The organism is Rhizobium sp. 01N424, from assembly GCF_056399485.1.
This window is the reverse complement of record NZ_JBFTRK010000002.1, coordinates 695,336-715,392: the sequence shown is the minus strand read 5'-3', so window position 1 is coordinate 715,392 and position 20,057 is coordinate 695,336. Positions and strand designations below refer to the sequence as shown.

Annotated in this window: 19 protein-coding genes and 1 other RNA gene; 7 read left to right on the top strand and 13 right to left on the bottom strand. The window is 61.4% G+C overall.

Annotated elements, in window-relative coordinates; translation table 11 throughout:
* Positions 1-97: 97 nt before the first annotated feature.
* On the top strand, positions 98-1,735 hold the full coding sequence (locus AC1DNK_RS09280) for an FAD-binding dehydrogenase (protein ID WP_477940617.1): 1,638 nt from the start codon (positions 98-100) through the stop codon (positions 1,733-1,735).
* Positions 1,736-1,771: 36 nt separating this feature from the next.
* Here the strand turns inward: AC1DNK_RS09280 and AC1DNK_RS09275 are convergent, their stop codons facing one another.
* Together AC1DNK_RS09275 and AC1DNK_RS09270 are read right to left on the bottom strand one after the other, a co-directional pair.
* The gene (locus AC1DNK_RS09275) at positions 1,772-1,960 is read right to left on the bottom strand and encodes a YegP family protein (protein ID WP_112385480.1); all 189 of its coding nucleotides are present in this window, start codon (positions 1,958-1,960) and stop codon (positions 1,772-1,774) included.
* Between the two features lie 65 nt (positions 1,961-2,025).
* Positions 2,026-3,015 carry a Bug family tripartite tricarboxylate transporter substrate binding protein gene (locus AC1DNK_RS09270; RefSeq protein ID WP_477940616.1) on the bottom strand — a complete coding sequence of 330 codons (990 nt, stop codon included), beginning with the start codon at positions 3,013-3,015 and terminating at the stop codon, positions 2,026-2,028.
* A gap of 230 nt (positions 3,016-3,245) precedes the next feature.
* Here AC1DNK_RS09270 and AC1DNK_RS09265 point away from each other — a divergent pair, with 230 nt between their 5' ends.
* A complete protein-coding gene (locus AC1DNK_RS09265) occupies positions 3,246-4,466 on the top strand; it encodes an adenylate/guanylate cyclase domain-containing protein (protein WP_477940614.1) in 1,221 nt (406 codons plus the stop codon).
* 6 nt (positions 4,467-4,472) lie between these two features.
* On the opposite strand, the gene AC1DNK_RS09260 is transcribed toward AC1DNK_RS09265, so the two are convergent.
* On the bottom strand, positions 4,473-6,275 hold the full coding sequence (locus AC1DNK_RS09260) for an ABC transporter transmembrane domain-containing protein (protein ID WP_477940612.1): 1,803 nt from the start codon (positions 6,273-6,275) through the stop codon (positions 4,473-4,475).
* A gap of 192 nt (positions 6,276-6,467) precedes the next feature.
* On the opposite strand from AC1DNK_RS09260, the gene rpmE reads away from it, so the two are divergent.
* On the top strand, positions 6,468-6,689 hold the full coding sequence (gene rpmE / locus AC1DNK_RS09255; RefSeq protein ID WP_007527409.1) for a 50S ribosomal protein L31: 222 nt from the start codon (positions 6,468-6,470) through the stop codon (positions 6,687-6,689).
* 147 nt (positions 6,690-6,836) lie between these two features.
* Here rpmE and rcdA read toward each other — a convergent pair whose 3' ends face one another.
* The 3 genes from rcdA to AC1DNK_RS09240 form a co-directional block, all read right to left on the bottom strand.
* The gene (gene rcdA / locus AC1DNK_RS09250; RefSeq protein WP_112385477.1) at positions 6,837-7,352 is read right to left on the bottom strand and encodes a protease adaptor protein RcdA; all 516 of its coding nucleotides are present in this window, start codon (positions 7,350-7,352) and stop codon (positions 6,837-6,839) included.
* 379 nt (positions 7,353-7,731) lie between these two features.
* The gene (locus AC1DNK_RS09245) at positions 7,732-7,923 is read right to left on the bottom strand and encodes a DUF1192 domain-containing protein (protein ID WP_477940610.1); all 192 of its coding nucleotides are present in this window, start codon (positions 7,921-7,923) and stop codon (positions 7,732-7,734) included.
* 31 nt (positions 7,924-7,954) lie between these two features.
* Positions 7,955-9,235: an MFS transporter gene (locus AC1DNK_RS09240; RefSeq protein ID WP_112385475.1), complete on the bottom strand. Its 1,281-nt coding sequence runs from the start codon at positions 9,233-9,235 to the stop codon at positions 7,955-7,957.
* A gap of 174 nt (positions 9,236-9,409) precedes the next feature.
* On the opposite strand from AC1DNK_RS09240, the gene AC1DNK_RS09235 reads away from it, so the two are divergent.
* On the top strand, positions 9,410-9,574 hold the full coding sequence (locus AC1DNK_RS09235) for a hypothetical protein (protein ID WP_310297279.1): 165 nt from the start codon (positions 9,410-9,412) through the stop codon (positions 9,572-9,574).
* Here AC1DNK_RS09235 and AC1DNK_RS09230 read toward each other — a convergent pair.
* The 7 genes from AC1DNK_RS09230 to tkt form a co-directional block, all read right to left on the bottom strand.
* Positions 9,571-10,488, bottom strand: coding sequence for a PhzF family phenazine biosynthesis protein (locus AC1DNK_RS09230; protein WP_477940608.1), 918 nt, complete (start codon positions 10,486-10,488; stop codon positions 9,571-9,573). The genes AC1DNK_RS09235 and AC1DNK_RS09230 overlap by 4 nt on opposite strands.
* Positions 10,489-10,600: 112 nt before the next feature.
* A complete protein-coding gene (locus tag AC1DNK_RS09225; RefSeq protein ID WP_477940606.1) occupies positions 10,601-11,521 on the bottom strand; it encodes a fructose bisphosphate aldolase in 921 nt (306 codons plus the stop codon).
* 236 nt (positions 11,522-11,757) lie between these two features.
* Positions 11,758-12,957, bottom strand: a complete 1,200-nt coding sequence (locus tag AC1DNK_RS09220; protein ID WP_477940604.1) for a phosphoglycerate kinase — start codon at positions 12,955-12,957, stop codon at positions 11,758-11,760.
* A 70-nt stretch (positions 12,958-13,027) separates the two neighbouring features.
* The gene (locus AC1DNK_RS09215) at positions 13,028-14,896 is read right to left on the bottom strand and encodes a potassium/proton antiporter (protein WP_477940602.1); all 1,869 of its coding nucleotides are present in this window, start codon (positions 14,894-14,896) and stop codon (positions 13,028-13,030) included.
* 280 nt (positions 14,897-15,176) lie between these two features.
* Positions 15,177-15,620, bottom strand: a complete 444-nt coding sequence (locus AC1DNK_RS09210; protein ID WP_477940928.1) for an N-acetyltransferase family protein — start codon at positions 15,618-15,620, stop codon at positions 15,177-15,179.
* Between the two features lie 147 nt (positions 15,621-15,767).
* Positions 15,768-16,778, bottom strand: coding sequence for a type I glyceraldehyde-3-phosphate dehydrogenase (gene gap / locus AC1DNK_RS09205; RefSeq protein WP_112385471.1), 1,011 nt, complete (start codon positions 16,776-16,778; stop codon positions 15,768-15,770).
* A gap of 68 nt (positions 16,779-16,846) precedes the next feature.
* A complete protein-coding gene (tkt, locus tag AC1DNK_RS09200; protein WP_477940600.1) occupies positions 16,847-18,820 on the bottom strand; it encodes a transketolase in 1,974 nt (657 codons plus the stop codon).
* Positions 18,821-19,162: 342 nt separating this feature from the next.
* Here tkt and AC1DNK_RS09195 point away from each other — a divergent pair, with 342 nt between their 5' ends.
* The 3 genes from AC1DNK_RS09195 to ssrS all read left to right on the top strand — a co-directional run bounded on the left by AC1DNK_RS09195 (position 19,163) and on the right by ssrS (position 20,048).
* Entirely contained in the window at positions 19,163-19,438 is a 276-nt protein-coding gene (locus tag AC1DNK_RS09195; RefSeq protein WP_112385709.1) for a DUF4164 domain-containing protein, read from the top strand.
* Positions 19,439-19,451: 13 nt separating this feature from the next.
* Positions 19,452-19,829, top strand: a complete 378-nt coding sequence (locus tag AC1DNK_RS09190; RefSeq protein ID WP_112385469.1) for a cell division protein ZapA — start codon at positions 19,452-19,454, stop codon at positions 19,827-19,829.
* Positions 19,830-19,889: 60 nt separating this feature from the next.
* Positions 19,890-20,048, top strand: a non-coding RNA gene (ssrS, locus tag AC1DNK_RS09185) — 6S RNA.
* The last annotated feature ends 9 nt before the right edge of the window (positions 20,049-20,057 follow it).

The following is a 20,057-nucleotide window of genomic DNA, read 5'->3' as shown; positions in this document are numbered from 1 at the left end:
TGCCATCGCCCCAAATTTCAGAGAGTGAAATCCAGCAGTTGCGGCTGACGCTGCCACTGCATAACCTTGGATTCGTGAATGCGGGGAGGCGTTCGGGATGGAATGTGATGTGCTCGTCATCGGCGCAGGCCTGGCGGGATTGGTAGCGGCGGCCGAGGCTGCCGATCGCGGACACAAGGTCTGCATCGTCGATCAGGAAGGCGAGCAGAGCCTGGGCGGACAGGCCTTCTGGTCGCTTGGCGGGCTGTTTTTCGTCAATAGTCCCGAGCAACGGCTCATGGGCATCCGCGACAGCATCGATCTGGCGCGGCAGGACTGGAGCGGATCGGCTGGCTTCGACCGGCCGGAAGATTACTGGCCGCGGCTCTGGGCCGAAGCCTATCTGGAATTTGCCGCCGGCGAAAAGCGATCCTGGCTACATCAGCAGGGCATGCGCTGGTTTCCCGTCGTCGGCTGGGCCGAACGCGGCGGCGGCATGGCGCATAGCCATGGAAACTCGGTGCCGCGCTTTCATCTGACCTGGGGAACAGGGCCGGCCGTTCTCGAGCCTTTCATTCGCCGTGTCCGCGAAGCGGAAGAACAGGGCAAGATCACCTTCGCCTTCCGGCATCGCGTCGACGATCTGATCGTCGAGAACGGCACGGTCGTCGGCGCTTTCGGCACCGTGCTGGTGCCTGACAGTGCGCCACGCGGCAAGGCGACGGCGCGGATGATTTCCGGCACGTTCCAGATCCGGGCTGGGGCCGTCGTCGTCACCTCCGGCGGGATCGGTGGCAATCATGATCTTGTCCGGCGCAGCTGGCCTGTGGACCGGCTGGGGGCACCTCCTGCATCGATGGTGGCGGGTGTGCCCGCCCATGTCGATGGCCGGATGCTGGAAATCGGCGAACGCGCCGGCGCGCGCGTCATCAACGGCGACCGCATGTGGCACTATACCGAGGGCTTGAAAAACTGGGATCCGGTCTGGGCGAACCATGGTATCCGCATCCTTCCCGGTCCATCCTCCTTCTGGTGCGATGCGCGCGGCAACCGGTTTGCCGCCCCTGCCATGCCGGGCTTCGATACGCTCGGGACGCTGAAGGCGATCAAGCAGACCGGCTACGACTACAGCTGGTTCATCCTGACCAAGGGGATCATCAAGAAGGAGTTTGCTCTCTCGGGCTCCGAGCAGAACCCGGATCTGACGGGCAAGGATATCAAGCTCCTGCTGCAGCGACTTGGCCGCGAAGCGCCGGGGCCGGTGCAGTCGTTCATGGACAAGGGCGAGGATTTCATCGTTCGCAACACGCTGGAGCAGCTGGTCGACGGCATGAATGCGCTGACCGGCGAGAGGCTGCTCGACGTTTCGCATATCCGCTGGCAGATCGAAGCGCGCGACCGCGAGGTCGGCAACAGCTTTTCCAAGGATGCGCAGGTGACGGCGATCCGCGGCGCACGGCGCTATATCGGCGACAAGCTGCTGAGGACAGCCCGGCCGCACCGGCTGCTCGATCCGGCCAAGGGACCATTGATTGCCGTGCGCCTGCATATCCTGACGCGAAAGTCGCTGGGTGGTCTGGAGACAGATCTTTCGGCCCGGGTGATCGGTCCGAATGGCGATGCCATACCCGGTCTCTATGCGGCCGGCGAAGTCGCCGGTTTCGGCGGCGGCGGCATGCATGGCTACAACGCGCTGGAGGGGACTTTCCTCGGCGGTTGTATTTTCTCCGGCCGGGTGGCCGGGCGGGCGGTGTGAAGGCGGCACCGCATTCGGGATGCCGCCTCCCTTAAATTATGCCGTTGGCTTGGTCTGATCGTCGACCGTTGCGCCGGGCGCATTCTTCTTGATGGATTCGATGGCGCTCAGCGCGGATGCCTTTGCTTTGTAGCCTTCCGAGCCGAACATCTGCTCGCCGTTTGACGCCTTGAAGCGGAAACGGAATTCACCAGCCTTGTCTTTGTACACTTCGAACTTATACATCGATTGTCTCCCAAAATCAGGAAGTTGCCCCGGTAACAAAGAGCAATCTAGAGCAAAAGTTCAATCTATTCCATCTGGATATTTGCACCTTTAACGATCGGTTCCCACTTGGCCAATTCGGCCTTTACGTGAGCACCAAGCTCATCCGGCGTCGAGCCGACGATCGTGGCGCTGAAGTCCTTCATCCGCCCGGCGACGGCAGGACCCTTCAGGGCCTTGTTGGCTGAATCGTTGAGTTTTGCCACCACATCGGCCGGAGTATTGGCCGGGGCGAAGAGTGCGTTCCAGGTGTAGGTCTCGTAGCCGGGAACGCCGGATTCGGCGATCGTCGGAATATCCGGGAAGGATGTAGCCCGCTCGGCCGTCGTCACCGCCAGCGCGCGCAGCTTGCCGCTCTTGATGTGCGGAGAGGACGAAGGCAGGTTGTCGAACATGATCGATACCTGATTGCCGAGCAGGTCGGTCAGCGCCGGGCCTGCGCCCTTATAGGGGATGTGCTGCATCTTCGTTCCGGCCATGGCGTTGAAAAGCTCGCCGGAGAGATGCAGCGGCGTGCCGTTGCCGGAGGATGCGTAGCTCCACTTGTCCGGCTCGTTCTTCAGCAGCGCGATCAGTTCCTTTACGTTCTTGGCTGGCAGTTCCGGATTGACGACCAGCACGTTCGGCACCACGACCAGCAGCGAGACCGGGGCGAAATCCTTCTGCGGATCGTAGGGCGTCGATTTGAGGATCAGCGGGTTCAGCGCGTGGGTGGCAACGGTGCCCATCAGGATGGTGTAGCCATCCGGCTCGGCGCGGGCGACATTATCGGCGCCGAGATTGCCGCCGGCACCGGCAACGTTCTGGACGATGACCTGCTGGCCGAGATCGGCAGACATCTTCTCAGCGATGATGCGGGCGACGACATCGGTCGATCCGCCGGCGGCGAACGGCACCACCATGGTGATGGTGCGATCCGGAAATCCTTCGGCCAGCGCCGTTCCCGCGCCAAGCGCGGTCAGCAATCCGATGCCGAGGGCAATACTTGCCCGGCGGGTAAAGGTAAAAGGCGCCATTCGATTCTCCTCCCAGAATTCAACAGCTCAGTCGCCCGGCTGCGTCTGGCCGGGCAGGAGGAGGTTAGGGCAGGGTGGGGTAAAGGCAACCGGTGCGATTGCTCAAGGGCATGCGACTTTAGTCGCCTTGGAATGGGGGATTGATATTACATTTGCACCTTCGATAACCATCTAAGGGTAGAACAGAATTCCACCGCTTGCCGCCGCAAGCGGATTTCATGAGGTTTGATATGCATCTGTCCCCCGATGCGATGGCCACTTTCACGGATGCCGAAGACGGCGCGTGGCCGCTTCGCCGCCGCCGTATTCTCGACTGGCTGGTCAACGAGACGCGCGGCGAACGCTTCATCGACAACATCTTCGTCGAGATGAATGAAAGGCTCCTGGAAGCAGGCGTGCCGCTCGGCCGCGCGACGCTGCATTTCCGCACGTTGCATCCGCAATGGATGGGCGCGCGCGTTCTCTGGCGGCCGGGGCTGAAGGAAGGCAAGATCACCACTTTCGGCTATGGTGTCGAGAACACGCCGCAATTCCTCAGCAGCCCGATGAACGAGATTTTCAGCGGCGCTTCAGAAGTGCGCCAGAATCTGGAAGGCGAGATCCACAGCGACTATGCGCTCTATGATGAGTTACGCGGCGAGGGACTGACCGACTATATCGCCTGGCCGTTAGAGCACACGCTCGGCAAGCGCCATGTCGTCACCTTTTCCAGCAATCGGCCGGGCGGATTCACGGCCGAGCATATTTCGTTCCTTCGCGATCTTCTCCCGGCCCTGACGCTGGTCAGCGAGATCCGCGTCAAGAACATCCTGGCGCGCACCCTGCTACAGACCTATGTCGGCCCGCATGCCAGCGAACAGATCCTCGCCGGCGCCACGACCCGGGGCAGCGGCAGCACGGTCGGCGCGGCGATCCTGATCTGCGATCTCCGCGATTTCACGACGATCTCCGACATGTGGCCGCGCGACGACGTCATCGAGCTGCTGAACGCCTATTTCGATGCCATGTCCGAGCCGATCGAGCGCCATGGCGGCGAGATCCTGAAATTCATGGGCGACGGGCTGCTGGCGATCTTCCCGCTCAGCAATCCCGACGCCTGCCGCAATCTGCTGCTGTCGCTGAAGGAAGCCCGCACGGCCATCAACGACCTCAACAAGTTCAACGCCGAACGCGGCGTCGTCGAGCTGCGCTACGGCGTCGGCGTCCATGTCGGCGATGTCATGTACGGCAACATTGGCTCGCGCAAGCGCCTGGACTTCACGGTGATCGGTCCGGCGGTGAATGTCGCTTCACGGCTGGAAACGCTGACCAAGGAGGTTGGCCGTCCCGTGCTGATATCGAAGGCTTTCGTCGACATGGCAAAATGCGGCGCCGAACTGGAGCCGGTCGGCACCTACCCGCTCCGCGGATTGGGAGAGCCGGTGGACGTGTTTACGTTCCCGCAGGGGTGAAAGCCATTACTTAGCGATCGCCAAAAACTCTTCCGCGCCCGCATCGAACTGCAGCTTGGCAAGCTTGGCGTAGATGCCACCGTGGCGGATGAGGCTTTGGTGGGTGCCTTCCTCGACGATGCGGCCCTGGTCGAGGACGAGGATGCGGTCGGCTTTCAGGACGGTTGCCAGGCGGTGCGCGATGACGAGGGTGGTGCGGCCCTGCATCAGGCCGTCGAGGGCCTTCTGGACCAGCGTCTCGCTCTCGGCATCGAGCGCCGAGGTGGCCTCGTCGAGCAAGAGGACCGGCGCGTTCTTCAGGATCGCGCGGGCGATGGCGATGCGCTGGCGCTGGCCGCCCGATAGCGTGATGCCGCGTTCGCCTACTTGCGTTTCGTAACCGCGGTCGAGACGGGCGATGAATTCGTCGGCCTGGGCGGCGATCGCGGCGGCGCGGACCTGCTCCGGCGTTGCTTCCGGGCGGCCGAAGGCGATATTGTCGTGTATCGAGGCGGCAAAGATCGTCACGTCCTGCGGCACGATCGCCATGCGCTCGCGCAGATCATCCGGGTCGGTGGCGCGGGCATCGAGGCCGTCGATGGCGACAATCCCCTGTTGCGGGTCGTAGAAGCGCAGCAGCAGCGAGAAGATCGTGCTTTTGCCGGCACCCGATGGCCCGACGATGGCAACGGTTTCGCCGGGGGTGACATGAAAGCCCAAACCATGCAGCGCCGATTTTCCGGGGCGCGACGGATAGGCGAAATGGACGTTTGAAAACTCGACGCGGCCGCGGGCAGGCACCGGCAGGATTTCCGGCTGGGGCGGTGCTGCGATCGGCGATACTTCGTCGAGAAGCTCGGTCAGCCGGTCGGCGGCACCGGCGGCCTGCGAGAGTTCGCCCCAGACTTCAGAAAGCGCGCCGAGCGAGCCTGCGGCGATGACCGAATAGAGCAGGAACTGGCCGAGCGTGCCGGCTGACAGCGTGCCCGTGAGCACGTTATGGGCGCCGACCCAGAGGACGGCGACGACGCTGCCGAAGATGAGGGTGATGGCGATACCGGTCAGCAACGCGCGCGAGCGGATTGCCGAGCGGGCGGCTTCATAGGCGGATTCGACCGCCATGCCATAGCGGGCGGCAGCGGCATCCTCGCCGTTGAAGGCCTGGACGGTGCGGGTCGCGGCAATGGTCTCGTTGGCAAAGGCGGAGGCTTCGGCGAGCGTATCCTGGGCGGCGCGCGAGCGCTTTCGCACCGAGCGGCCGAAGGCGACCAAGGGGAAGACGATCAGCGGGATGGCGCCGAGCGCCAGGCTTGCCAGCTTCGGCGAGGTGACGACCATCATGCCCATGGCGCCGAGACAGAGGATCAGGTTGCGAAGCGCGACCGAGGCGGTGGCGCCGACGGCGGACTTGATCTGTGTCGTGTCGGCGGTCAGACGGGAGACGATCTCGCCCGACTGGTTGACGTCGAAAAACGAGGCGGAGAGGCGAGTCACATGGGCAAAGACATCGCGGCGCAGATCCGAGACGATGCGCTCCCCAAGGGTGATGACGAAATAGTAGCGGAGCGCGCTGGCGATCGCGAGAACGATCGCCATCACCATCAGCATCGCGAAGTAGCTGTTGATGAAGGAGCCGTCCGGCTGCGTGAAGCCGTGATCGATCATCCGGCGGATGGCCAGCGGCAGGGCAAGCGAGGTTACGGCGGCGAGCGCCAGCGCGACGAGGGCGCCGGTCACCAGGCCGCGGTAACGCATGACATAAGGCGTCAGACGCCCGAGAGGCTTCAGCGACCGCGACTTCTTTTCCCCGCCCTGCACTGCGTCTGTCAAATCAGCTCCAATCGCCCTCAAACCGTTGATCACCAGCTTGTTGGCACTTGTTATCCTTTAGGCCTTCATGTATAGGCACCGCATCCGAATGGGAAGCCGTAGCCTTCGAGACTGCGGCTTCATTTATTCAATCGGGCCTCTTGCCGCAATGACATGCGTCAAATTGGACCCTGGCATCGCAGGAAGATTGTTATGAAGGCTGATATCCATCCCGACTACCACACCATCAAGGTTGTGATGACTGACGGCACCGAATACGAAACCCGCTCGACCTGGGGTTCGGAAGGCGCTGTCATGAACCTCGAAATCGATTCCAAGTCCCATCCGGCATGGACGGGCGGCAACCAGCAGCTCATGGACCGCGGTGGCCGCGTTTCCAAGTTCAACAAGCGCTTCGGCGGCCTCGGCCTCTAATCGCTTCTGCGGTACTGAATTTGAAAAGAGCCCGGTTTCTACCGGGCTTTTTTATTGCCCGGTTTTGGGCTGCGCTTTCAGCCAATGAAAAAGGCCGGTTGCGCAGGGAACGCAACCGGCCGGATTTAAATATATTTCTGAGTAAACTTAGTTGTTGCCGAAAGCGGTCTGCAGCAGGCTGAGCTGCGCCTGAACGCTGTTCTGATTGTCGGGAACGATCGGGGCTTCCGACGGGCGATAGATTTCGCGGTCGAGAAGGGCGATGCGATTCTGCAGGCGCAGCGAGCGCTCGACGAGATCGCGGAAGGATTCCGGCAGATCGCCCCAGCCCGGAGCGTTGCGATCGACGTTGAAGCCGTCGAGGCGAACCTTGTTCTTTTCAGCCAGAACCTGATCGCGGGACATCTCGCCGTTGTTGACGGCGCGCTGCAAAAGCAGCCACGATGCCATCTGCATCAGGCGGGTGGTGAGGCGCATCGATTCCGCTGCGTAAAGTACCGACGCCATGCGGGGGAGGACCTTGGAAGCTGCGCGGCCGTTACCATCGAGGTAGGCTGCGGTTTCTTCGACAAGCGACATGCCCTCGGCATAAAGCGTCTTGAATTGCGACGATGCGGCGGCGCGTCCGGCGAAGCTGATCGTATTCAAACCAAGTTCCGACATTCAATTTGTCCCTGTTGCACGCGTCTACATATGGTCAGGTAACGCCAGCCTGAAGTAAAAGTTTCAAGGGCCGGTCTTTATGTCTTTAAGATGGTATCATTACCCTAAATGCGCAAGGCGTTTCTTAAGAAAGGGTTAACTTCCACAGATTCGTGGTGAACGGCCGCGCAGGCAAAAAAGAAGAGCCGCAAAAGCGGCTCTCAAGGTAAAACAGGGAGAAAAATCAGACCAATTCACCGCATGGAAAACTGTCTGAGATCCAGACGAAATCTGGATGGTTTAAGTAATAGCTCGTAAAGCTTAATATCCTGTTAATACTGTTCAGCATTAAGACTGGGCGAAGCGTGTTTTGCGCTTGCCTGTGACTTCTTTTCTGAAGTCAGGTGCGGAACAGGCCCTCGGCGGCGGCGCGCCCGGAAGCCTTCCTGGCCGACTCGGCCTCCAGTCTTGCGATCTCGCTTTTTAGCAGCTCGATTCGCTCCTTGAGCTCACCGACCGACAACAGCGAGAGATCCGCACCAATCTCGTGGGCGGTCTTCTTCACTGGCCGTTCCTCGTCAAAAAAGCTCATGGCAATCCTCCCTTTCGTTCAGTTTGGCTTTTCAACCATACTTTACAGCAGGATCGCCACTTTCGGGAGACTTGTTGGATCCGCGGTCGGCAAGCGTCATGCTTTCGGGCGTGATCATCGGCGATGTTGCCGTCGGGATCGTCGTGTAGGCGTCACGGGCGTCGGGGTGGATGGCAGCGCGCAGGCGGCTGCGGATGATCGCGTAGGCGGCGATCAGCACGTGAGCGATCGCCGTTACCAGGAACAGCGCGTGCGGGCTCACCATCGACATGACAGGGCCGCCGATCGTCGGGCCGATGACGGTGCCGATACCGTAGAGCAGCAGCAATCCGCCGGAGACCTTCACGAAATCCTCGGAGGAGGCGAAGTCGTTCGCGTGCGCCACGGCGATCGGATAGAGCGTGTTGGCGACGGCGCCGTAGAACACCACGAGGCCGATCACCCAGAAGGGGTCGGACGGGCTGAAGAGAACGATCAGAATACCGGCCAGAGCAGCAAGGCCGGACATGGCGGCCAGAACGTAGCGGCGGTCGATGCGGTCCGAGAGACGGCCGGCCGGAAACTGCATGACGGCGCCGGCAAAGATCGTGGCGCTCATCATGATGGCGATGCTAGTATCCGAGAGCCCGGCACCGGCACCGAAGACGGCGCCCAGCGTACCATAGGCACCATTGGCGATGCCGACGAGCAGGATGCCGAGGCAGGAGACAGGCGAATTGCGGTAGAGCGCCGGCAGGTCGAGGCGCACGGCCTTCAGCGGCTGCGGAGAAGCCGCCGTCGACAGCGTCGTCGGCAGCATGGCCACGCAATAGAAGACGCCGCAGATCATGAAGAGGATGGGCGTGCGCACATCTTCCAGCGGGATCATCATCTGGCCGCCGACGACGCCGAACAGGGTGATGGCGATATAGAGCGAGAAGATCGCGCCGCGGCTTTCGTTCGTCGCCCGTTCGTTCAGCCAGCTTTCGATGATCATCGAGGTGCCGGCGGTGGAGAAGCCGGTGACGGCGCGCAGCGCAATCCACCAGACCGGATCTATGACGATGCCGCTGAACAGCGCGCTGATGGCGATGATGGCGATGAAGCCGGAGAAGGCGCGCACATGGCCGACACGGCGCACCATATTCGGCGCCACAAGGCAGCCTATAACAAAGCCGCCGGCCCAGGATGTGCCTAGGAGACCGAGCGTGGTGGTGGCGTAACCTTCGATGTTCCCGCGGACGGGGAGCAGGATGCCCTGCAGGCCATTGCCCATGAAGAGGAAAAGCGTTCCGAAAAGCAGCGCGGCGACGGACAGCAGATTTCTTCTCATATGCCCACTCTCGACGAGTTCGATTTCAAAAAGACATAAGCCGAGACGATGTCCCGCCCAGTCCCAATGGTGTTGATTGTGCCCCGGAATGCCGTTACGGCATGAAGAAATTCTGTGTTCGCCCGGAATAATGTCGGTCCTGTGACATTATGATAATATTGGAAAAATAAAACCATGACCAAGCTGCTCGCATTGCTGCTCATCCTGGCCATGGTCATACACATCATCAAGCCGTTCGGGCTGCCCGGTTTGCGACGGCGAATGGACTTCTGGAAAATTGCGTTGATCGCTTTTGCGATCTGGACGGTAGCGCTGCTCGGCCGCGAGTTCTTTGGCTAGGCGAGAATCTCGCCACGCATGACGAAGACGCAGCTGCCGGAAATGCGGACATCGGTGATCGTTCCACCCGCTTTCGTCACATCGACCTCGATGATGCTGCGGCGGCCCATCTCGACGCCTTGCTCGATCGTGATGCGTTGTTGGCTGTCGTTTCCGGGCGTCCGGGAAACCAGATAGGCCGAGAGGGCGGCGGAGGCACTGCCGGTCGCCGGGTCTTCAGGGACGTTATCGAGTGGCGCAAACATGCGCGCGCGAAGATGCCAGGGGTTCTCGCTGGAGCGGACATAGAGGAACAGCGAGAAGTCGTGGTTGTTCTCGCCGCGGTTACCGGCGGCTTCGCGGAACAGGGCGGGGTTGGGCACCGCTGCGGCAAGTGCCTCGAGGTTCGCGAGTTCGGCAACGGCAAATTCCAGGCCGACGGAGACGAAAAGCGGGTGGTGGAGTGCGGTGGCAATCTGGTCCGGTCGTATGGCGATGCAGCGGGCGATATCGGCTTCCGGGATCATTGCGCCTACCTGCAGCGGTTTTGGCGCACGGATCGTCGCTGCGGTCACCTTTCCGTTGCTGCGGCGCAGATCGACCTCGACGATACCGGCGGCTTCCTCGAAGCGCAGCCGGTCGCTGACCGGTTTGCCGAAGACCTCGCTTTGCTGGCCGATGAAATAGGCGGTGCCGACATTCGGATGGCCGGCGAAGGGCACTTCCATGGTCGGCGTGAAGATGCGGACATGCGCGGTGTTGGCAGGATCCTTCGGCGGCAGCACGAAGGTTATTTCGGAGTAGCCGAACTCAGCGGCGATCTTCTGCATTTCGGCCGTGTCGAGAGCCTCTGCGCCGGTGATGACGGCAAGCGGATTGCCTTCGAAACGAACGGAGGTGAAGACGTCGAGGGTGGTGTAGGCAAGATTGGGCACGGCAGGCTCCTGTTCGGCAGGCAGCCATGATTAGCCGTGAGCGCCTGTCACAGAAGGGGCAAACTTGTCGCCGTGACAAAGAAAATGGGCGGCCAAGGCCGCCCACATTTGATCAAACGAGGGCGCTCTCGCGCGCGTCGGACTTATCGACGCTTGCCGCATAAATTTGAGCGATCGTTTTGGTCAGGCTCGCGTCGAATTCCGCGTCGCTCATCGTCACGCGCAGATTTTCCGCCAATGCGCGGGAGAAACTGGCGATCATGCCGTGGTTACGGTTGAGTTTTTCGCAGGCTTCCTCGGTGCTGTATCCGCCTGAAAGGGCGACAACGCGGATCACCGACTTGTGGGCGATCAGCGGCGCATAGAGATCGGCAACGGTCGGGATCGTCAGCTTGATCATGACGTTTTCACCGGCGGGGAGCTTGTCGAGTTCCTTTGCGATCTCGTCGCGCAGGATGGCCTCGGCCTGCTGCTTCGTCGGGCTGTCGATCGAGACTTCCGGCTCGACGATCGGGATGAGGCCGTGGCCGATGATCTGGCGCGCCACTTCGAACTGCTGTTTCACGACGGCGGCAATCCCTGCCTTGTTGGCATGAGCGATGACCGAGCGCATCTTCGTGCCGAATATGCCCTTCTGCCGGGCGCGGATCAGGAGCGCGTCCAGATCGGGCATCGGCTTCATCACCTGAACGCCGTTTTCCTCGGCTTCGAGGCCCTTGTCGATCTTCAGAAAGGGAACGACGCCGCGCTTTTCCCAGAGGTAGGAGGGGACAGCCTGACCATCGACTTCGCCGTCCATGGTTCGTTCGAAGAGGATCGCGGCGATGACCTTCTCGCCCGAAAAGGCAGGCGCGCTCATGATGCGGGCGCGCATGGCATGGACCAGTCGGAACATTTCCTCGTCACCGGAATAATCCGACTCAGATACGCCATAAAGACGCAGTGCCTTGGGTGTCGAGCCACCGCTTTGATCCAGCGCTGCAATGAAACCCGGTGCAGAGCTCATCTTATCCAACATCTTCGCGTCTACCATGCTGCTCCTATCCCAAAAATCGGCGCGCTAAGCGCCTACGGCTCAATGGCTATCATTCGCGGATAACAGAAGTTTATGAGCGGGAGAATGGAGCGCTAAACCATTGAAACGATTGAAATCATTTCAATCGTTTGAAAGTTTGGGCAGTTTTGGCCCCGCTGAGCAAAAGACCGCGAAAGCGAGGTGCTTCCGCGGTCCTATCCACATGTAAAAATTGTTAAATCAGCTTCGGCTGATTATTTGCCCTTGAGAACGGCAACGCCTGGAAGGACCTTGCCTTCCATCCATTCCAGGAAGGCGCCGCCTGCCGTCGAGACGTAGCTGAAGTCGTCGGCAACGCCGGCATGGTTGAGCGCCGAAACGGTGTCGCCACCGCCTGCGACCGAGGTCAGCTTGCCGGCCTTGGTGCGCTCGGCAGCGTATTTCGCAGCCGCAACCGTCGCCTTGTCGAAGGGCTCGATTTCGAAGGCGCCGAGCGGGCCGTTCCAGACCAGCGTCTGCGCACGGTCGATCCAGGCCTTGACCGCTTCGACCGATTTCGGGCCGACGTCGAGAACCATGGCATCGGCAGGGATCGCGTCGATGGCGACGGTCTCGTTGGCCGCTCCCGCCTTGAATTCACGGGCGACGACGCCGTCCTCGGGCAGGATGATGGCGCAGCCGGCGGATGCGGCTTCGATCATGATCTGCTTTGCGGTTTCGGCAAGATCGTGCTCGCAGAGCGACTTGCCGACATTGGTGCCGCGGGCGGCGATGAAGGTGTTGGCCATGCCGCCGCCGATGACGAGGGCATCGACTTTCTTCACCAGGTTCATCAACAGGTCGATCTTGCTCGACACCTTGGCGCCGCCGACGATGGCAACGACCGGGCGAACCGGTTCGCCAAGACCCTTTTCCAGCGCTTCCAACTCGGCCTGCATCGTGCGTCCGGCATAGGCCGGCAGCAGATGGGCGAGACCTTCGGTGGAGGAATGAGCGCGGTGGGCGGCGGAGAAGGCGTCGTTGACATAGATGTCGCCGTTGGCGGCGAGCGCCTTGGTGTGTTCGGCGTCGTTCTTTTCTTCAGCCTTGTGGAAACGGGTGTTTTCGAGCAACAGGATATCGCCATCCTGCAGCTTGGCGACGGCGGCGGATGCTGCATCGCCGATCGAGTCGGTGGCGGTGGCAACGGGCTTGCCGAGAACCTTGGCGACGTCGGCTGCGATCAGCGACAGTGAAAGGTCAGGTGAGGGACCATCTTTCGGGCGGCCGAAATGGGCAAGCAGGATGACCTTTGCGCCCTTCTTCGACAGTTCGAGGATCGTCGGTGCGACGCGCTCGATGCGGGTTGCGTCGGTAACCTTGCCGTCTTTCACCGGAACGTTGAGATCGACGCGGACGAGAACGCGCTTGCCGGCGATGCCGTTGAGGTCGTCGAGGGTCTTGAAAGCTGGCATGGGAGTATCCGTTCGTTAGTGCCTTGGAAGGTGGCCGACCATAGCAAGGATGCCCCGCGACGCAAGGTGTTCAGCCGTGCTTTTCACGCGCGTTTTCGTCGCTCTCCGGCACCCGTGTCGCATGTACCGGCTCAGCTACATGGCGGCCTTTGAAGCGGTCGCGGATGCGCTGGATGATATCGCGCATGTTGATGAAGATCGGCAGGGTAATTGCCGGTTCCACCGCTTCCAGAGACATGCCGACGGAGCTGATGTGATCCTGATCATCGAGGTCGCGAACGATGAGGATGATCGAGCCGAGACGGACGCGATCGGCATAGTCGGCCTTGCCGCCGAGCCGCTGCTTCATCAGCTCGGCGATCGTCAGGCCTTTCTCGGATTCATTCAGCAGACCCGGCCCATAGGCAGCATCGAGATCGGCGGCGGGGCGGATCGGGGAGAGCGCGAAGGCTCCGAAGAAGTCCGCATCATCCTCATCGACAGGCGCCTTGCTGGCAAAGAGACGGTCGAGCAGGCGGGCGTAGCTCGGCACGATGAAGAGATAGACCAGATCGTTTTCGCGCAGGCGTCCGGCATATTGATAGCGCAGCGACTTGCCGTCGCGGATGACCAGCGAGGGGGTGGCCCAGCGCGGGATGCGCTCGCCGCGCAGGACGGGGCTGTCCTTGATGACGCGGTAGGCGAGGAGTTCATGGTTCGCCGAGCCCGGCAGATCGATCTCGACCTTGTCGACGGCGCCCATGCGCGGCGGAATGATGAGGCCGAGCTTCTTCGCCACCGGTTTGATCGTCCAGCCTTGGACAAGGAGCGAGACGAGGACGATGATGAAGGCGACGTTGAAATAGACATGGCCATTTGGCAGGCCGCCGAGGATGGGCATGATGGCGAGAAGGATCGAGACGGCGCCGCGCAGCCCGACCCAGGCGACGAAGCCGATTTCCTGCTGGGTGTAGTCGTAGGGTAGAAGCGACAGCCATACGGCCAGCGGACGGGCGACGAAGATCAGGAACAGCGCCAGCGCCACGGCAGGCAGGATGATCGCCGGAAACTGCGACGGCGTCGCCAGCAGCCCGAGCACGAGGAACATGATGATCTGTGCCAGCCAGGTCATGCCGTCCTGGAAACGCTTGATGGCGGCAAGGCCCGGAAGCTTACGATTGCCGGCATAGATGCCCGCGACATAGACGGCGAGGAAGCCGCTGCCGCCGACCGCGCCGGTGAAGGCGAAGACCAGCATGGCAAGGCCGAGCACGAAGATCGGCGTCAGGCCGCGATCGGTATCGAGGCGGCTGACCACCTGGGCGATCATCATGCCGCCGAGCATGCCGAGGATGACGCCGAGGCCCATTTCCTCGATGAAGAGGGCCAGCATCGATAGATTGATGCCGGAATAGCCTTCGCCGCTCGCCAGCAGTTCGACGAGGACAATGGTGAGGAAGATCGCCATCGGATCGTTTGTGCCGGACTCGACTTCCAGCGTCGAGCGCACCTTGTCGCGGATATTGATGCCGCCGATGCGCAGCAGGAAGAAGACAGCGGCGGCATCGGTCGAGGCGACGATCGAGCCGAGCAGCATGCCCTCGAGCCAGCTGAAATTGAGCAGCCAGGTGGCGGCGAAACCGACAAGGGCGGCGGTCATCAGCACGCCGACGGATGCAAGCGTCAGCGAGGGTATAGCGGCAAGCTTGAAGGCCTGGATCGGCGTGCCGAAGCCGGAATCGAAGAGGATGACGGCGAGCGCGATGGAGCCGAGGATATAGGCAAGATAATTGTTGCTGAACTCGATACCCAGGCCATCGACGCCGGCCAGCAGGCCGATGCCGAGGAAGAGCAGCAGCAAAGGGGCGCCGAAACGGAAGGCGAGCAGGCTGGAGAAGGCCGCAAGAAGCACCAGCGCCGTCGAAACCAGCACGACGATATAGAATGCTTCCACGTCCATCCCCTTTCACATCCGCGCCGCGGCCCGCCCCCGGAAACCGCAACCATTGCTCGATCCTCGTCCTTTGCTGCGCTTCCGCCAGTAAACGGCAAAACAGACCGGAAGGGTAGGCCTTGCGGCTCAACCTTGCTGGGCTGCGGCGTCATGCTGCTGAACGGAGAGCCGGACGGCTCACCAGCGAATGCTACGGGAGAGAATCTCTATAAAGAATGTATAGGCAAATCAGGCGAGAGCAGGGCAAAAACTGAGATGAGCATCGCTTTTGCCGATAAGGCGGCGCTTATCGGCCATTGACCTGAAAGCGCTTGTTGATGCGATCGACCGGCGTGCCGTCGAGAAGGGGAACATCCTTGGTGACGCTGTAGGTCACGAAGCCCATTTTCGCATAGTAGGCCAGACCACCGGTATTGTCGGCGCGGATCGTCGCGTTGATGAACTCCATATCGAGCGACCGGGCGGCCGCGAGCGTTGCCGCAAACAGCGCGGTGCCGACGCCGGGGATCTTCGGGTGCATGCGGGAAAACGTGCCGATATCGGCCCATCCCTCGGGAAGATCTGGATAGAGACTTAGGAACTGAAATCCCGCAAGGACGTCATCCGTCTCGGCGACATGGCACGTCAGCGCCGACTGGCCGTCTATGAACCAGTCTCGCAGTTGATCGGGAGAGAAGGATTCTTCCATGGCGGTCGTGCCGCCAGCGGCGATGATCTCGTTGAGGAGCATGGTGAGTTCATCGGCATCGGCTGCGCGCGCTTTTCGAATTCTGAGATCCACCAAGATACCGTTCTCCCCTTTTCGGCCGTCATTTAAAACAAAAACGGCCCGGTTTCCCGGGCCGCTCTCTCGATCTGCTTTTCGCAAAAGCGAGGCTTAGATGAGCTTTGCGAAGGCGACGGCCGTGTCGGACATGCGGCTCGAGAAGCCCCATTCGTTATCGTACCACGAGAGTACGCGCACGAAGTTACCTTCCATGACCTTGGTCTGGTCGGTCGCGAAGATCGACGAATGGTCGTCGTGGTTGAAGTCGCGGGAAACCAGCGGCTCGTCGGTGTAGCCGAGAACGCCCTTCAGCTTGCCGTTGGAGGCAGCCTTGATCGCTTCGTTGATTTCTCCGACGGTCGTTGCCTTCTTGGAAACGAACTTGAAGTCGACGACCGAGACGTTCGGGGTCGGAACGCGGATCGACGTGCCGTCGAGCTTGCCCTTCAGGTGCGGCAGCACGAGGCCGACGGCCTTGGCAGCGCCGGTGGAGGTCGGGATCATCGACAGGGCTGCAGCGCGAGCGCGGTACAGGTCCTTGTGCATGGTGTCGAGCGTCGGCTGGTCACCCGTGTAGGAGTGGATCGTGGTCATGAAGCCATGATCGATACCGACGGCGTCGTCGAGAACCTTTACGACCGGCACGAGGCAGTTCGTCGTGCAGGATGCGTTGGAGATGACCAGGTGTTCCTTGGTCAGCTGGTCGTGGTTGACGCCGAAGACGACGGTCAGGTCAGCACCATCGGCAGGAGCCGAAACGATGACGCGCTTGGCGCCGGCCGTCAGGTGGGCAGCAGCCTTGTCGCGCGAGGTGAAGATGCCGGTGCACTCGAGCGCGATATCGACGCCGAGTTCGCCGTGCGGCAGCTGTGCCGGGTCGCGAACGGCGGTCACCTTGATCGGCTTGCCGTTGCCGACGATGATCGTGTCGCCTTCAACCTTGACGGTCGCCGGGAACTTGCCATGGATCGAATCATAGCGCAGCAGGTGAGCGTTGGTCTCGACCGGGCCGAGGTCGTTGATCGCCACGACTTCGATGTCGGTGCGGCCGGATTCGACGATAGCGCGGAGAACGTTGCGGCCGATGCGGCCGAAGCCGTTGATGGCAACCTTTACAGTCATTTGAATTCACTCCCTAGACATGGGGCTTGCGGATGGAGTGGAGAGCGCCGGAGCGCTCTCCCTGAAACTCAGAGCTTTGCTTCTGCGGCAGCGACGACGGCGTCTGCCGTGATGCCGAAATGCTTGAAGACGTCCTTGGCCGGGCCGGAAGCGCCGAAGCTCTTCATGCCGATGAAGGTGCCTTCCGGACCGATGAACGCATCCCAGCCTTCGCGAACGGCGGCTTCGACGGCGATCTTGACCGGCGAGTTGCCGAGCACTTCCTTGCGGTAGGCATCCGGCTGTTCGAAGAACAGTTCGGTGCAGGGCACGGAAACGACGCGGACGGAAACGCCCTTAGCTTCGAGCGTGGCGCGGGCGGCAACGGCGAGTTCGACTTCAGAGCCCGAAGCGAAGATCGTCACCTTGGCGTCGGCCTTGCCAGCGAGCGTATAGGCGCCCTTGGTCGTCAGGTTTTCTTCAGAATATTCGGTACGAACCGTCGTCAGGTTCTGACGGGTCAGCGCCAGCGCGGTCGGGCGGTTCTTCGTCTTCAGCGCGATCTGCCAGGCTTCCGCCGTCTCGGTGACGTCGGCCGGACGGAAGACCAGCAGGTTCGGAACGGCGCGCAGGCTCGGCACCTGTTCGACCGGCTGGTGGGTCGGGCCGTCTTCGCCGACGCCGATCGAGTCATGCGTCAGGACGTGGACGAGGCGGATACCCATCAGGGCGGCGAGGCGGATTGGCGGACGGCAATAGTCCGAGAAGATCATGAAGCCGCCGCCATAGGGGATCAGACCGCCGTGCAACGAGATGCCGTTCATGGCCGAAGCCATGCCGTGCTCGCGGATACCCCAGTGCATGTAGCGGCCGGAGAAATCCGTTGGCGTGATCGAGACCATCTGGCTGGTCTTGGTGTTGTTCGAAGGCGTCAGGTCGGCGGAGCCGCCGAGCGTTTCCGGCAGCAGGCCGTTGATGACTTCGAGCACGTCCTCGGACGCCTTGCGGGTCGCGACGGTCGGCTTGGTCTCGACGATCTTCTTCTTCAGGTCGCTGATCGCAGCATCGAAGCCTTCAGGCAGGTCACCAGCGAAGCGGCGGCTGAATTCGGCGTTGTGAGCCGACTTTGCGAGGCCTGCTTCCCACGACTTGACGAGCTCCACCGAGCGGCTGCCGGCCGTGCGCCATGCGTCGAGAACGTCGGCCGGGATGACGAAGGGTTCGGCCTCCCAGTTCAGAGCCTTGCGGGTAGCGGCGATTTCCTCGGCACCGAGCGGGTTGCCGTGAACCTTGTGGCTGCCCTGCTTGTTCGGAGCGCCGAAGCCGATGATCGTCTTGCAGGCGATGAAGGTCGGGCGGTCGGACTTGTGGGCTGCTTCGATGGCAGCGGCGATTGCCGCCTGGTCGTGACCGTCGACTTCGATCGTGTTCCAGTGAACCGCCTTGAAGCGCATGATCTGGTCGGTCGAGTCGGAGAGCGAAACAGCGCCGTCGATGGTGATCGAGTTGTTGTCCCAGAAGAGGATCAGCTTGTTCAGCTTCAGGTGACCGGCAAGGGCGATCGCTTCATGGCTGATGCCTTCCATCAAGCAGCCGTCGCCGTTGATGACATAGGTGTAGTGGTCCTGCAGGTCGGAACCGAATTCCTCGCGCAGCTTGCGCTCGGCGATCGCCATGCCGACAGCATTGGCAATACCCTGGCCGAGCGGGCCGGTGGTCGTTTCGATGCCGGTTGCGTGGCCGTATTCAGGATGGCCTGCGGTCTTCGAACCGAGCTGGCGGAACTGCTTCAGGTCCTCGATCGTCATGTCCGGATAGCCGGTTAGATAGAGGAGCGAATAGAGAAGCATCGAGCCGTGGCCTGCGGAGAGGACGAACCGGTCGCGGTTCGGCCAATGCGGCTTCTTCGGGTCGAAGCGGAGATACTTGCTGAAGAGGACAGTGGCGACATCAGCCATGCCCATCGGCATGCCCGGATGGCCGGAATTAGCCTTTTCGACTGCATCCATGGCGAGGAAGCGGATCGCATTTGCCATCCGGTCGTGTTGTTCAGGAGAGGTCATGGCTATTCCACGGGTTCCGGGTGTCGGGGGATGGCCTCGAGCCTTCTGAAGACCATCGATGAGAGCGGGGTGACACATAGCAGTTGGAACGGCCAAGTCAATAAATTGCAGGCCGAATCCGGGACGGGTGCGACGATTTTTAACATTTGACCATCAAATTTTACAAAAGACCAATTCACTGCAAAGACTGGGACTATTTCAGTCATCCACAGAATAGGGCTGGTGCCCCCATGCCGCCTTTATTGACGGGCAGTTGGCGAGCTGCATATCCTCTTGAAAACACTGAACCGGCACCGCTTGCCGATTCGAATGGTCTTCTGCGGGAACACCGGACTTAAGACAATGACGCCGACAGGCAACGCCATGGAAGCAGCGCTCAACGAGCTCAAACAGGCCATCTCAGGCCTGGAGAACGCCGTCGATATGCGCATCGAACGCCAGCGCGAGCAGGGCGATATCGAGGGCGAGGTACGGCGCGTTCATGCCGATCGCTCGAAGCTGGCGCAGGAGCTGGATCAGGCGGAATTCCGGGCGAACCGTCTGGAAGAGGTCAATCGCGAGGTCTCCCGCCGGCTGGTAACAGCGATGGAAACCATTCGCGCGGTTCTGGACCGGTAAAGGAAGCAGCGACATGGCGCAGGTGACTGTTACGATCGACGGCAAGGCCTATCGCATGGCCTGCGAGGAAGGCCAGGAAGGCCATCTGACGGATCTCGCCAACCGCTTCGATGGCTATGTCGGCCATCTCAAGGGCCAGTTCGGCGAAATCGGCGATCTCAGGATCACTGTCATGGCCGGGATCATGGTGATGGACGAGATTGCCGAACTCACGCGCCGGGTGGCGGGTCTGGAGGCGGAGCTCGACGGTCTACGCAGCAACCGCGACACGGTGCTTGCCGCGACCTCGCGCACCGAGGAGACGCTGGCATCGGCGCTTGGCGAAGTTACCAGCCGCCTGCGCAGCATCACCGAAAAGCTGAACGGCCGGACGCCTGCCGAGCTGAATTAATTCGCCGAAACACTGTCTTCTGCCACTGGCGCGGCCTCGAGAACGCCCTTATATATTGAAGGCGATCTGCGCCTCTCGACAGGAATCACAATCCCTGGGGCCATACTCGATCCAACGGGAGCTGTCCCTGACCAGGCTCGTGGGCCTGGACATATGGCGCCCACCTACGTTTGTAGGCACCCAGGATCGTAAACATCCACCGGTTGCCGCGGATCGCACTTTTCCCCT

What these genes read in the sequence shown, in the direction of transcription:
- AC1DNK_RS09280 (WP_477940617.1), top strand. Translation starts at nt 98, where the DNA reads ATGGAATGTGATGTGCTCGTCATCGGCGCAGGCCTGGCGGGATTGGTA.
- AC1DNK_RS09275 (WP_112385480.1), bottom strand. Translation starts at nt 1,960, where the DNA reads ATGTATAAGTTCGAAGTGTACAAAGACAAGGCTGGTGAATTCCGTTTC.
- AC1DNK_RS09270 (WP_477940616.1), bottom strand. Translation starts at nt 3,015, where the DNA reads ATGGCGCCTTTTACCTTTACCCGCCGGGCAAGTATTGCCCTCGGCATC.
- AC1DNK_RS09265 (WP_477940614.1), top strand. Translation starts at nt 3,246, where the DNA reads ATGCATCTGTCCCCCGATGCGATGGCCACTTTCACGGATGCCGAAGAC.
- rpmE (WP_007527409.1), top strand. Translation starts at nt 6,468, where the DNA reads ATGAAGGCTGATATCCATCCCGACTACCACACCATCAAGGTTGTGATG.
- rcdA (WP_112385477.1), bottom strand. Translation starts at nt 7,352, where the DNA reads ATGTCGGAACTTGGTTTGAATACGATCAGCTTCGCCGGACGCGCCGCC.
- AC1DNK_RS09245 (WP_477940610.1), bottom strand. Translation starts at nt 7,923, where the DNA reads ATGAGCTTTTTTGACGAGGAACGGCCAGTGAAGAAGACCGCCCACGAG.
- AC1DNK_RS09240 (WP_112385475.1), bottom strand. Translation starts at nt 9,235, where the DNA reads ATGAGAAGAAATCTGCTGTCCGTCGCCGCGCTGCTTTTCGGAACGCTT.
- AC1DNK_RS09235 (WP_310297279.1), top strand. Translation starts at nt 9,410, where the DNA reads ATGACCAAGCTGCTCGCATTGCTGCTCATCCTGGCCATGGTCATACAC.
- AC1DNK_RS09225 (WP_477940606.1), bottom strand. Translation starts at nt 11,521, where the DNA reads ATGGTAGACGCGAAGATGTTGGATAAGATGAGCTCTGCACCGGGTTTC.
- AC1DNK_RS09220 (WP_477940604.1), bottom strand. Translation starts at nt 12,957, where the DNA reads ATGCCAGCTTTCAAGACCCTCGACGACCTCAACGGCATCGCCGGCAAG.
- AC1DNK_RS09215 (WP_477940602.1), bottom strand. Translation starts at nt 14,896, where the DNA reads ATGGACGTGGAAGCATTCTATATCGTCGTGCTGGTTTCGACGGCGCTG.
- AC1DNK_RS09210 (WP_477940928.1), bottom strand. Translation starts at nt 15,620, where the DNA reads ATGCTCCTCAACGAGATCATCGCCGCTGGCGGCACGACCGCCATGGAA.
- gap (WP_112385471.1), bottom strand. Translation starts at nt 16,778, where the DNA reads ATGACTGTAAAGGTTGCCATCAACGGCTTCGGCCGCATCGGCCGCAAC.
- tkt (WP_477940600.1), bottom strand. Translation starts at nt 18,820, where the DNA reads ATGACCTCTCCTGAACAACACGACCGGATGGCAAATGCGATCCGCTTC.
- AC1DNK_RS09195 (WP_112385709.1), top strand. Translation starts at nt 19,163, where the DNA reads ATGACGCCGACAGGCAACGCCATGGAAGCAGCGCTCAACGAGCTCAAA.
- AC1DNK_RS09190 (WP_112385469.1), top strand. Translation starts at nt 19,452, where the DNA reads ATGGCGCAGGTGACTGTTACGATCGACGGCAAGGCCTATCGCATGGCC.